This window comes from Streptomyces sp. rh34 (assembly GCF_002551245.1).
Lineage (GTDB): Bacteria > Actinomycetota > Actinomycetes > Streptomycetales > Streptomycetaceae > Streptomyces.
The window spans coordinates 1-11943 of the sequence record NZ_NTGZ01000227.1 but is presented as its reverse complement, the minus strand read 5'-3'; the positions used below and the strand labels follow the sequence as shown (position 1 = coordinate 11943).

At 70.0% G+C, this 11943-nt stretch carries 9 protein-coding genes and 1 pseudogene; 6 read left to right on the top strand and 4 right to left on the bottom strand.

Annotated features, from left to right (window positions below):
- The 3 genes from CR470_RS29620 to CR470_RS29610 all read left to right on the top strand — a co-directional run.
- Positions 1-1190, top strand: a 1190-nt coding sequence (locus tag CR470_RS29620; protein WP_257138955.1) for an LCP family protein, incomplete at its 5' end; no start/stop codon positions are given.
- 224 nt (positions 1191-1414) lie between these two features.
- Positions 1415-3196 carry an LCP family protein gene (locus CR470_RS29615; RefSeq protein ID WP_373561453.1) on the top strand — a complete coding sequence of 594 codons (1782 nt, stop codon included), beginning with the start codon at positions 1415-1417 and terminating at the stop codon, positions 3194-3196.
- 37 nt (positions 3197-3233) lie between these two features.
- Entirely contained in the window at positions 3234-4958 is a 1725-nt protein-coding gene (locus CR470_RS29610; RefSeq protein WP_257138954.1) for an LCP family protein, read from the top strand.
- A gap of 93 nt (positions 4959-5051) precedes the next feature.
- Here the strand turns inward: CR470_RS29610 and CR470_RS29605 are convergent, their stop codons facing one another.
- The gene (locus CR470_RS29605; RefSeq protein WP_097870564.1) at positions 5052-6080 is read right to left on the bottom strand and encodes a glycosyltransferase family 2 protein; all 1029 of its coding nucleotides are present in this window, start codon (positions 6078-6080) and stop codon (positions 5052-5054) included.
- A gap of 220 nt (positions 6081-6300) precedes the next feature.
- Between CR470_RS29605 and CR470_RS29600 the strand changes: the two genes are divergently transcribed.
- Entirely contained in the window at positions 6301-7806 is a 1506-nt protein-coding gene (locus CR470_RS29600; RefSeq protein WP_441350784.1) for an LCP family protein, read from the top strand.
- 109 nt (positions 7807-7915) lie between these two features.
- Here the strand turns inward: CR470_RS29600 and CR470_RS29595 are convergent, their stop codons facing one another.
- The gene (locus CR470_RS29595; RefSeq protein ID WP_087766232.1) at positions 7916-8464 is read right to left on the bottom strand and encodes an acyl-CoA thioesterase; all 549 of its coding nucleotides are present in this window, start codon (positions 8462-8464) and stop codon (positions 7916-7918) included.
- Positions 8465-8581: 117 nt separating this feature from the next.
- On the opposite strand from CR470_RS29595, the gene CR470_RS29590 reads away from it, so the two are divergent.
- Positions 8582-9901 (top strand): LCP family protein, encoded by a 1320-nt coding sequence (locus CR470_RS29590; RefSeq protein WP_097870567.1) that lies wholly within the window; start codon positions 8582-8584, stop codon positions 9899-9901.
- A gap of 70 nt (positions 9902-9971) precedes the next feature.
- Here the strand turns inward: CR470_RS29590 and CR470_RS29585 are convergent, their stop codons facing one another.
- Both CR470_RS29585 and CR470_RS39785 read right to left on the bottom strand, forming a co-directional pair.
- The gene (locus tag CR470_RS29585; protein ID WP_097870562.1) at positions 9972-11018 is read right to left on the bottom strand and encodes a DUF5954 family protein; all 1047 of its coding nucleotides are present in this window, start codon (positions 11016-11018) and stop codon (positions 9972-9974) included.
- A gap of 31 nt (positions 11019-11049) precedes the next feature.
- Positions 11050-11220 carry a hypothetical protein gene (locus CR470_RS39785; RefSeq protein ID WP_179892406.1) on the bottom strand — a complete coding sequence of 57 codons (171 nt, stop codon included), beginning with the start codon at positions 11218-11220 and terminating at the stop codon, positions 11050-11052.
- Positions 11221-11457: 237 nt separating this feature from the next.
- Between CR470_RS39785 and CR470_RS29575 the strand changes: the two are divergent.
- Positions 11458-11943: pseudogene (locus CR470_RS29575) on the top strand (GntR family transcriptional regulator); the annotation flags it as partial.

Genomic DNA, 11943 nt, shown 5'->3' with positions numbered 1-11943 from the left:
TGTGTATAAGAGACAGAGCCTGGGCCGACCGGCCCGAAGGCGGCACCGTCGCCGGCCGCAGGGGCCGCTGGCTGCGCTGGACCGCCCTCGCCGCCTCGTTCCTCGTGCTCGTGGCCGCGGGCGTGGGCTGGTGGGTGTACCAGAAGCTCGACGGGAACATCACCACCGACACGAGCGCCGCCGCCGAGCTCAAGGCGTACGAGAAGGAACGGCCGACCCCGGTCGTCATGGACGCCCAGAACATCCTGCTGATCGGGTCCGACAGCCGGGCCGGGGACAACAGCGAGTACGGCCGGGACGAGGGCGGCAGCCAGCGCTCCGACACCACGATCCTGCTGCACCTCGCGGCGGACCGGAAGAGCGCGACGGCCGTGTCCCTCCCCCGTGACCTGATGGTGGAGATCCCCGCCTGCCGCACCGCGGACGACAAGGAGACGCGGGAGCGGTTCACCCAGTTCAACACGGCGTTCGAGGTCGGTGGCACCGCCTGCACGATCCGCACCGTGGAGCGGATGACCGGCATCCGCGTCGATCACCACATGGTCGTCGACTTCAACGGCTTCAAGGACATGGTCGACGCCGTGGACGGGGTCGAGATCTGTCTCAAGGAACCGATCGACGACAAGGACGCGCACCTGGAGCTCCCGGCAGGCCGGCAGACGCTGAACGGCGAGGAGGCCCTCGGCTACGTACGGGCGCGCAAGACCCTCGGCAACGGCAGCGACACCGAACGCATGGAGCGCCAGCAGCAGTTCCTGGGCGCTCTGGTGAACAAGATGCAGAGCAACGGCGTCCTGCTGAACCCGACGCGGCTCTACCCGGTGCTGGACGCGGCGACCAAGTCGCTGACCACGGACCCGGGGCTCAACTCGCTGCGCGACCTGTACGACCTGGTGCGCGGGATGCGCAACGTGCCGACCGAGCAGGTGCAGTTCCTGACCGTGCCCCGGCAGCCGTACCGCAACAACGCGAACCGGGACGAACTGATCCAACCGGACGCCGACGACCTGTTCAAGCAACTCCGCGAGGACCGGCCCGTCGCCGTGGTCCCGGCCGACGAACTGGAGGAAGCACAGCAGGACCAGGAAGGGCGGCAGGACGGGAAGCCGGACGACACGGGGTCCGAGAGCCCGACGCCCACACCCACCTATTCGGGCTCGAGTGCGGCGGACGACCTGTGCAAGCAGTAAAGCAATTGCCAAGACACAGAACACAATCGACGCCTAATGGGAAGAATGCCCGGTTGTAAGGGGCGTGGAATATGTCACGCACGTCGCTCGACGCGGAATCGGCCGGATAGTGTGACGCGATCCGGTGCTTCCGGCCGTCAGGTCGTGCACTGCTGGAGCGAAGGAACGAGCGCCTTGCCGGGGGAGGGCGCCTCGCGTGGCACCGACGGAGGACGCAGGCAACCGTGGACGCGCACAGTCGTGGACGGGCGGACGATATCGACCCCGCCGACCAGTGGGTACTCAACCCGCACACCGGTAATTACGAATTGCGACTGGACCACTCCACTGGGGAGTCGAGCAGCTCTTCGCGTACGGCTACGGCCGAAGGGACCGGACGCCGCGGCGACTCCCGGACCGGTTCGGCCCGCGAGGGTTCGGGACGCCGCGGTTCCGGTTCGCGTGAGCGCGAGGCCGCCCCGGAGGGGCCTCGCCAGGTGCCCGGTCAGCGCAGCCGCCGCAGTTCCCAGGGGGGGCGCGGAGCCGCCGAACCGCCGGCGGCCGGCCGCCGGAAGCGCAAGCCCCGGAAGTCGCGCAAGAAGAAGGCGCTGCTGTGGACGGGCGGGGTGATGGCGTTCGTCGTGGTGGGCACCTCGCTCACCGCGTACGTCGTGTACCAGAAGCTCAACGGGAACATCGACGCCATCGACGTGGGCGACGCCGGCAGCAAGAACGTCGTCACCGACGGCCCGATGAACATCCTGATCATCGGCACCGACAAGCGCACCGGCAAGGGCAACGAGGGGTACGGCGACAAGGGCAGTGAGGGCCACGCCGACACCACCATCCTGTTCCACGTCTCCGAGGACCGGACCAACGCGACGGCGATGAGCATCCCGCGCGACCTGGTGACCGAGATTCCCGAGTGCGAGTCGAAGCAGCCGGACGGCACCTCCACGGTCATCCCCGGCACCCCGAACGTGCGCTTCAACACCAGCCTCGGCCAGAACGGCCGTAACCCCGGCTGCACCATGAAGACGGTCGAGAACATCACCGGCCTCAAGCCCGACCACTTCATGATGGTCGACTTCAACGCGGTCAAGGCCCTGACGTCGGCGGTCGGGGGCGTCAAGGTCTGCATGGCGAAGCCGGTCGACGACCCGAAGTCGCATCTGAAGCTGCCCCAGGGCGAGTCGAAGGTGGAGGGCGAGCAGGCGCTGGCCCTGCTGCGCACCCGGGACAGCTTCGGCAACAGGAGCGACCTCGACCGGATCAAGGTGCAGCAGCAGTTCCTCGGCTCCATGATCCGGGAGATGAAGTCGAGCGACACCCTGACCAACCCGAAGAAGCTGTACTCGCTGGCCGACGCGGCCACCAAGGCGCTGACCGTCGACACGGCCATCGGCGACGCGAAGAAGCTGATGACGCTGGCCGAGGAGATCGGCAAGGTCGACACGAAGAACATCAGCTTCCTCACGATGCCGGTCATAGACAACCCGGCCGAGCCGAAGCCCGTCACGGTGGTCGTGGACCCGGTCAAGGGCGAGCAGCTCTTCGCGATGATGCGCTCCGACACCTCGCTGACCGAGGTGAAGCAGAAGGAGAAGGCCGCCAAGGGCAAGCAGGCGGCCCTGCTCAAGGGCCCGAAGGCCGAGGCCGCCGACGTACGCGTGGACGTCCTCAACGGCGGCGAGATCGCCGGCGCTGCGGGCTCGACGGTCACCTGGCTCCAGAACGAGCAGGGGGTGCTGAAGTCCACCAACAAGGCCAACGCACCCGAGAAGATCAAGAAGACGACACTGGAGTACGCGCCCAACCAGGCCGATCAGGCCCGGGCGCTCGCCGAGATGATGGGGCTGCCCGCAACGGCCATGAAGAAGGGCACCACCGACGCCGTGGGACTTGAGGCGATGGTGCTCACGCTGGGGGCGGACTTCAAGGGCGCGGGACAGCTCATCACCGGACCGGCGAAGCCGCCGAAGGACATCGAGAAGGCAAGCGCCGACAAGGCGGTATGCGCCGAGTGACACCGGGTCACCGCGCCACAGCGGAAGTCTGAACAGCATGGGGGGTCCGGTGGGACGGAGCAGCACGCCCGGGGAGAGGACGCGGTCACGCGTCCGCCGCGCCGATCAACTCGGCTGGGACGAGAGCCCGCACGAGGACGGTGACGGGCCGGAGGACGGCAAGGGGCCGGGGGGCCGCGAGGGGCCGGGGGGCCGCGAGCGGCCGGAGGGCGGCCGCCGTCGGGCGTCGAAAGGCCGGGGCGGCTCCCGGGGGCGCAGCAGCCGCCGCGCGCCCAAGAGCGCCAAGCGGCGCGTGCTGCGCTGGAGCGCCTCCGTACTCGCCCTGCTGATACTCGCCACCGGCGGCGCCGGTTATCTCTACTACGAGTATCTCAACGGCAACATCAAGAAGGAGGATCTGACCCTCGGCGACAAGCAGATGGCCGATCACAAGGCCAACGCCGCCGGACAGACCCCGCTCAACATCCTGCTCATCGGTTCCGACGCCCGGGACTCCAAGGCCAACCAGAAGCTGGGCGGGGCGAAGGAGACCTTCGGCGCACCGCCGCTGGCCGACGTACAGATGCTGCTCCACATCTCCGCGGACCGCAGCAACCTCTCGGTGATCAGCATGCCGCGCGACACCATGCTGAAGATGCCCAAGTGCACGGCCCCGGACGGCGAGGTCTTCCCCGCCAGCACCGCGGACGTGCAGACCAATCAGAGCCTGGGCCGCGGTGGTCCGGGGTGCACGGTGGCCACCTGGTACGAGCTGACCGGCATCAGGATCGACCACTTCATGATGATCGACTTCGCCGGTGTGGTCTCGATGGCCGACGCGATCGGCGGCGTCCCGGTCTGCGTCGACGCCAACATCAACTCCCGCGGCCGGGACGGCAAGGGCTCCGGGCTGAAACTGGAGAAGGGCACCACCTACGTCAAGGGCGAGCAGGCCCTCCAGTGGCTGCGCACCCGGTACGGCTTCGAGGACAACACCGACCTGGGGCGGGCGAAGGCCCAGCACCAGTACATGAACGCGATGGTGCGTCAGCTGCGCAAGGGGACCAAGCTCACCGACCCGGCGAAACTGATGAACCTCGCCGAGGCGGCCACGAAGGCGCTGACGGTCGACAAGGACCTCGACACGGTCAAGAAGCTCTACGACCTGGCCGAGGAGTTCAAGAAGGTCCCCACGAAGCGGATCACGATGTCGACCATGCCCAACGTGTACGGCACCGGCACGAACAGCGGCCGTGTCTACCCGAAGGCGGGCGACGCGGAGCAGCTGTTCCGGATGGTCCGCGACGACATCCCGCTGGACGGCAAGGCCTCCAAGCGGAAGAAGCCGGAGGCCACGAAGGACCCGTCGGCGCCGGTCGGTGAGATCGCGGTCGCCGTGCGGAACGGGACCGCCACGGACGCGCTCGGGCCGGCCTCGGGCCGCGCCGGTGACGTGGCGGACCAGCTGAAGGAGGCGGGCTTCGCGAAGACCACCGTCGACCCGGGCGACGTGACCGGGGCGGCGCGGACCGCCGTCCTGTATCCGAGCGCGGATCTGGAGGGCGACGCGCAGGCGGTCGCCAAGGCGCTCGGGGTTCCCCTGTCGCAGGTGAAGAAGTCCACGGACGTCTCGGGGATCTCGCTCGCCGTGGGCGCGGACTGGCGCGAGGACGGGGCCTACCCGGTGTCCAAGGGCAAGGAGAAGACCCCGGAGTCGGCGGGCGCCCTCAACGGCGACGACGACAAGGCCTGCATGAAGGTGAACCCGAGCTACACCTGGTGACGCCGGACCGGCACGCGCGGTACACGAAGGGCCCCTAACCGCCCGAGCGGTGGGGCCCTTCTCCGTACGGCTGCCGGGCGGTACGCCCCCGGGTCAGACGGTCTCGCTGCTGCCGGTCATCGACGGGCGGCGGCTCGCGATGACCCGCTTGGCCAGCGAACGGGGGCTGGTGAGGAAGCCGAAGCCCCAGCACATGTGCATCGTCGCCAGCGCCACCGGGATCTGTGCGCGGGCCTTCAGCGAGAGGCCCTTGCCCGCGGGCAGCGACCCGGCGACGATCGCGGCCACGTAACCGGCCGGGACGATCAGGGCCCACGGGGTGACGGCCGCGCCCAGGACCAGGCCCGCCGCGATGGCGACGACGGCGGTCGGCGGGGCCAGGTAGCGGAGGTTGATCGAGCCGGAGTGGTAGCGGGCGACGACGTGGCGCCAACGGCCGTAGTCCTTGTACTGCTTGGCGAGGGCCTTCACCGTGGGGCGCGGGCGGTACTGGACCTTCAGCTCGGGCGAGAACCAGATCAGCCCGCCGGCCTCGCGGATGCGGAAGTTCAGCTCCCAGTCCTGGGCGCGGATGAACTCGACGTTGTAGCCGTCGGCCCGCTCCAGGGCCTCGCGGCGGAAGACGCCCAGATAGACGGTCTCGGCCGGGCCCGCCTGGCCGCCGGTGTGGAAGGCGGCGTTGCCGACGCCGATCTTCGAGGTCATCGCGGCGGCGACGGCGTCCTCCCAGGCGTTCTCGCCCTCGGCGTGCATGATGCCGCCGACGTTCTGCGCGCCGGTCTCCTCCAGGAGGCGGACGGCGGTCGCGATGTAGTTCGGCGAGAGCATGCCGTGGCCGTCGACCCGTACGACGACGGGGTGGCGGGAGGCCTTGATCGCCGCGTTGAGGGCGGCGGGGGTGCGGCCCGTGGGGTTGGGCACGGTGTGGACCCGGGGGTCCTCGGCGACCAGTTCGGCGGCGATCTCGTCCGTACGGTCGGCGGAGGGGCCGAGCGCGATCACGACCTCCATCTCGCCGGGGTACTCCTGCTCCAGGATGTGCCGGACCGAGTTCCTGAGATGACGTTCCTCGTTGAGCACCGGCATGATCACGGAGACGGCGGGGTACTGCGCGGCAGACATGTGGTCCTCGGGTGGTTCCTCGGGGGCGCCGGGGGTGTCGCACCGCGGGAGGCGGGCGCCCCGGGAGGCGGCCTTATTCGGCCGCCACGTTACCGCGAATGGGGGATACCGGTGCGCGCCGCCGGGTCGCGGGCCGGGGCGGAGATCGTATGGGCCTACCGTGCGATGGTCCCCTTGCACCGCAGAGGTGTCTCCCTTGCACCCCGGAGGTGTCTCCCCCGTGCCCGTACCGCAACGACCGCAGCGCCCGCCGCGTCCGCGCCCCGCTCCCCCGCGACGCCGCCTGCCCCAGGGCACCCGGCCGGTCCGCCGCCGCAAGCAGGACGAGCGGCCGCGCTGGGGTATGCGGGTGGCCACGGGCCTGTCGGTGCTGGTGCTGGGGGCGGGCGGGATCGGTCACGCGGTGGTGAGCAGCCTGGAGAACGGGATCGGCCGGGTCGATCCCTTCAAGGACATGAAGAACCGCCCCCAGGGGGGCCACGGCACGAATCTGCTGCTCGTCGGCACCGACGGCCGGGACACGATCACCAAGGCCGAGAAGAAGAAGTACAGGCTCGGCGGCGCGCCCTGCCACTGCACCGACACGATCATGCTGGTCCATCTGTCGGCCGACCGGCAGCGGGCGAGCGTCGTCAGCCTCCCCCGGGACAGCTACGCCGAGATGCCCGCCCACACCGACCGCACCACGGGCAAGCGCCACGAGAGCCACCCGGTGAAGCTGAACGCCGCGTACGCGGAGGGCGGGCCCACGCTGACCGTGCGGACCGTCGAGAACATGACCAAGGTCAAGATCGACCACTATCTGGAGGTCGACTTCACCAGCTTCATGAAGACGGTCGACGCGGTGGGCGGGGTGAAGATCTGCACGGCGCGGCCGATGAAGGACTCGTACACCGGTCTGGACCTCCCCGCGGGCACCCATGAGCTGGACGGCGGCCAGGCGCTCCAGTACGTGCGCTCGCGCCATGTGGATGTGGCTTCCGACCTGGGCCGGATGGAACGCCAGCAGAAGTTCGTGGCGGCGCTGATCAAGCAGGCGACGAGCAGCGGGGTGCTGCTGAACCCGGTGAAGTTCCAGCAGGTCGCCGCCTCGGCGCTCGGCTCGGTCCGGGCCGACAAGGGCTTCGGTACGCAGCAGATGCTGGCGCTCGGCAAGGCGATGAAGGACTTCGGGCCGGCCTCGTCGGAGTTCGCCTCCGTCCCCATCGGCGATCCCAGCTTCCCGGTCGAGGGCATCGGCTCGACGGTGCGGTGGGACGCGGAGAAGGCGAAGGAGCTGTTCCGGGCCCTGCGTGAGGACAAGCCGCTGGCCCCGTCGAAGCCGCAGCCCGCGGCCGGTCCGAAGAAGCCTCCGGCCACGGTCGTGGACGTGGCGCCGAAGCAGGTCCGGGTGCAGGTCTACAACGGGACCCCGAAGGACGGCCTCGGCCGGACGGTGGACGCGGCGCTGCGGGCCACCGGGTTCGCCACCAGCGAGGCCCCGCTCAACGGGGAGGTGCGGGACCTGGAGCGGACGCTCGTGGAGTACGACCCGCGCTGGGACCGGTCGGCGAAGTCCCTGGCCACGGCCCTGCCCGGGAGCGAACTGAAGGCGGTGAAGGGCCAGGGCCCACAGATGAGGGTGACGGTGGGCTCGGACTTCACGAAGGTGCAGCGGGTGAGGGCGGAGAGCCGGGAGACGGGCGAGTTCTCCACGGTGCGGGGCGACGAGGTGGTCTGCCCCTGACCCGGTGGCCCTGACGCGGTAGCCGTACGGGGTGGTTGGTTGTCACCGGTGACCGTACGGGGGTGGCTGTACGGGTGACCGGGTCGTCGCCGGTGACCGTCGGGGTGGCTCAGTCGTCGATGCCGTCGGCGGCGCGCTTCTCGCGCAGTTCCTTGATCGCGCGGCGGCGGGCGAGCCGGTGGGTGCGCCGGATCTGCGCCTCCTGGTAGCGCCGGTTGTCACGCTCGGTCTCGGGGATCACCGGCGGTACGCGGCGCGGCTTGCCGTCCCCGTCGACGGCGGCGAAGACCAGGTAGGCGCTGCCGACCTGCTGGGCGGGGGTCGACTCGTTCCAGCGTTCGGCCATCACCCGGACGCCGACCTCCATCGAGGAGCGGCCGGTCCAGTTGACCTGTGCGCGTACGTGGACGAGGTCGCCGACCCTGACCGGCTCCAGGAAGACCATCTCGTCCATCGAGGCGGTCACCGCGGGACCGCCGGAGTGCCGGCCGGCCACCGCGCCCGCGGCGTCGTCGACCAGTTTCATGATCACGCCACCGTGCACCGTGCCGAGGAGGTTGGTGTCGCTGCCGGTCATGATGTGGCTGAGGGTGGTCCGGGACGCCGCGGTCGGCTTGCCCGGAATCTCGTCCTCCGGGCGGGTGGCCTGATCTGTCATACAGTCCACCTTATGCGGGGGCCCGGATCCCGCAGAATGCATCAGGTTCGCAACAGCCCCGGTGCGATTTCCCTTACACCCTGTAATACCTGTGGGCCGGGACGGCACACTGTGCGGATGAACGATTGGCCCGATCGACGGACCGGCGACCGCAGCGAGCGCTACGGGCGGGGCAGCGCCAGCCCCCAGCCCGAGAGTGCGCGGGCGATGCCGCACATCCAGCGCCGCCCCGCCCCGCAGAGGCCGTCGGTGCCGCCGCAGAGGCCGCAGGTGCCGCCGCAGAGCCAGGGACACGACGACCGCTACCAGGACGGCGGCTACGGCAACAGCCCCGACCCCGGGTACGACAGCGGTTACAACACGGGCCAGGTCTACGGCTCGGGCGGCGGATCCGACGGCCGGGGCGGTGGCGGTCGTCGCGGCGGCGGTGACGGCGGTCACGTCCAGGGCCGCCCGGCCCCGGACTGGGGCCGCCGGATCAAGCTCGGCGCGGTGACCCTGGTGGTCGTGGTGCTCGCGGTCTCGATCTCGACGTACTTCTGGGCCGACTCGAAGCTGAAGCGCGAGGTCGACCTCGCCAAGGTCATCGAGCGCCCGGAGTCCGGCGACGGCACGAACTACCTGATCGTCGGGTCGGACAGCCGTGAAGGCATGTCGGCCGAGGAGAAGAAGCGGCTGCGCACCGGTTCCGCGGAGGGCAAGCGGACCGACTCGATGATGATCCTGCACGACGGCTCCAACGGCCCGACGCTGATCTCGCTGCCGCGCGACTCCAACGTCGAGATCCCCTCGTTCAAGGGTTCCGAATCCGGGAAGATGTTCCCGGCCGCCGGCCGTCAGGTGAAGCTGAACGCCGCCTACGCCGAGGACGGCCCCGAACTGCTGGTGCGCACGGTGGAGTTCAACACCGGGCTGCACATCGACCACTACGTCGAGATCGGCTTCGGCGGCTTCGCGAAGATCGTGGACGCGATCGGCGGGGTCGAGCTGGACATCCCGAAGGCCTTCAAGGACAAGAAGTCGGGAGCCGACTTCCAGGCGGGCAAGCAGACGCTGAACGGCGAGCAGTCCCTGGCCTTCGTCCGGACGCGGTACGCGTTCGCGGGCAGCGACCTGGACCGTACGAAGAACCAGCAGAAGTTCCTCGCGGCGCTGGCGAGCCAGACGGCGACCCCGTCCACGATCATCAACCCGTTCAAGCTGTACCCGACGATGGGCGCGGGCCTGGACACGCTGATCGTGGACAAGGACATGTCGCTCTGGGCGCTGGGCAACATGTTCTTCGCGATGAAGGGCGTCACGGGCGGCGACGGGACGTCGATGAACATGCCGATCTCGGGCAGCGTCAACGGCAACCTGGTCTGGGACAAGGCCAAGGTGAAGCAGTTGGTGGAGCAGCTCAACAACGACGAGAAGGTCACGGTCAAGGGCAACTGAGGCTGCGGGCGGAGTCGTCGAGGGGCGCCGGGTTGTTGCCCGGCGCCCCTCTTCCGTCTGCCGGAGCCGCCTACGAGCCGTGGGTGATGTTCCCCTTCTCGTCCATGCGGGGATGGATCCGGGAGGGGCCGTAGTCGTCCACGTCGGACGGGCGCGACTTCTCCGGCCCGTCCGGCCCGATCCGCATCACGCGCTCGACCCGGACCACCTCGAACCGACGCCCCCGCAGCACGAGTTCGTTGGGCCTCCGGCGCGCGGTGAACTTCTTCGCGGCCCGCGTGCGGAGGGCCGCCTCCTTCTCGTCCACCTTCATCCAGGCGGGCAGCTCCGGCATGTCCGGCAGATCCGGCAGTTGGGGAACGGGCCGGGTGAGATGGTGGACGAGGGCGCGGCGGGCGCCCTGCGGGGTCGAGTACTGCCCGGTCACCATCGACCAGGTCAACTCCTTCCGCTCCACCACCCGGAACGTCGTCGGGAGGAGCACGACCCCGGGGTGGGTGGTCAACGCCCGCCGGGAGTCGGCCCGTACGTCCTCGGGGAAGCGGGCGGCGGTGTAGGAGAGCCCCAGCAGCCCGGCCCGGTCGATCCCCTCGGTCAGCCCGACGGCGGCCGCGTGGTCCACCACGAAGCCCTCGGTCCGGCAGGGGTCGGGGGCGTCCAGGTCCCAGCTGTCGTCGTCCGGGTCGGTGGCCCGGGGCGGCTCCAGACGGTCGCCGCCGATCCGGGCGAACTCGTCGGCGCGCACGACCCGGTAGCGGACGCCGTCCGCCGACACCTCGTCGGTCGCCTCGACCTCCAGCCGCGCCACGGCGTCCAGCAGCGACCTCCGCACCGCCGGGTCGTCGGTGTCGTCCCTCGCCCTGAACCACAGGAGCGAGTTGAGCTCGTCCCGGGCCATCTGCGGGAAGCCGCAGTCCAGTTCACCCAGCAGCCGCCAGCGCGGCCGGTCGCCACGCCGTTGCTCGGCAAGCCCGAACAGAGGCCCCCGGACCACGATGTTCGGGTACTTGCGGACCGAGGCGAACGTGTCCGCCTCGGTGACCTCGGCGACCGGGTCGTCGTGACGGGTGACGTTGATCGTGAGGTGATCCGGCGATTTCTCCGGGTGAGCATCCATGTACTCAGTGTGCCGACCGGTGGTGCCGGTGTCAGGAGTTTTCGCCGCAAACGGCTGCCGCCGCCCGGAGTTGACGTCGACGACCGCGCACCCGCAGCGCCAGGGTGGAGCCGCCCGCCGCGATGCCGGTCACCGGGTCGTGGCGCGCCACGACCCGGTGGAGGCCGACCGGGTCGTGGCCCACCGCGACTCGGTGGGCCACGACGTCAACTACCCAAAGAACCAAGAGAAAGTACCCAACCCGACCCCACCCGATCCCGGTGGTCAACCGCAGGAGGGCCCGGTCACCCACATGGGTGAGATTCGCCAACTGGTGTGGATTTCGGATGGGTTGGCAGGCATATGCTCACGCTGACCACAACCCCAGACATGAGACGGCCCCCGCCGGGACGGCAATCCCGAGCGAGGACCTGACCACCAAGGAAGAAGACGCTTCCCGATGGCTACCCAGCACGATATCGCCCTCGCCCGCGCCCTGGCGGAGGTTCCCGGACCACTGCCGTCCTCCGGCATCATCCAGCTCGCGATCCCGCACACCAGCCGCTTCACGATCGTCGGCAACCACCTCGCGCAGCACGACGGGCTCTCCCTCACCGCGATCGGGATCGGCGTACACATCCAGTCGCTGCCCGCCGGGTCCCAGGTCGGCATCAAGGCGCTCGCCGCCCGCTTCGCCGAGGGCGAGACCACGATCGCCGCCGCCCTGCGCGAGCTGGAGACCCACGGCTACCTGCACCGCACCCGCGCGAGGCTGGCGAACGGCCGGATGGTCACCCGCACGGTGTTCTGCGACCAGCCGGGTGCCTTGCTGCGGAGCGGGGCGAAGGTGCCGCCGATGCGGGTGACGGTTCCGCCGGGGCCGGTGGTGGGGCCCGTGGCGGCGGGCTCGGCCTCGGGGCCCGTGGCGGCGGGGCCGGTGGTGACG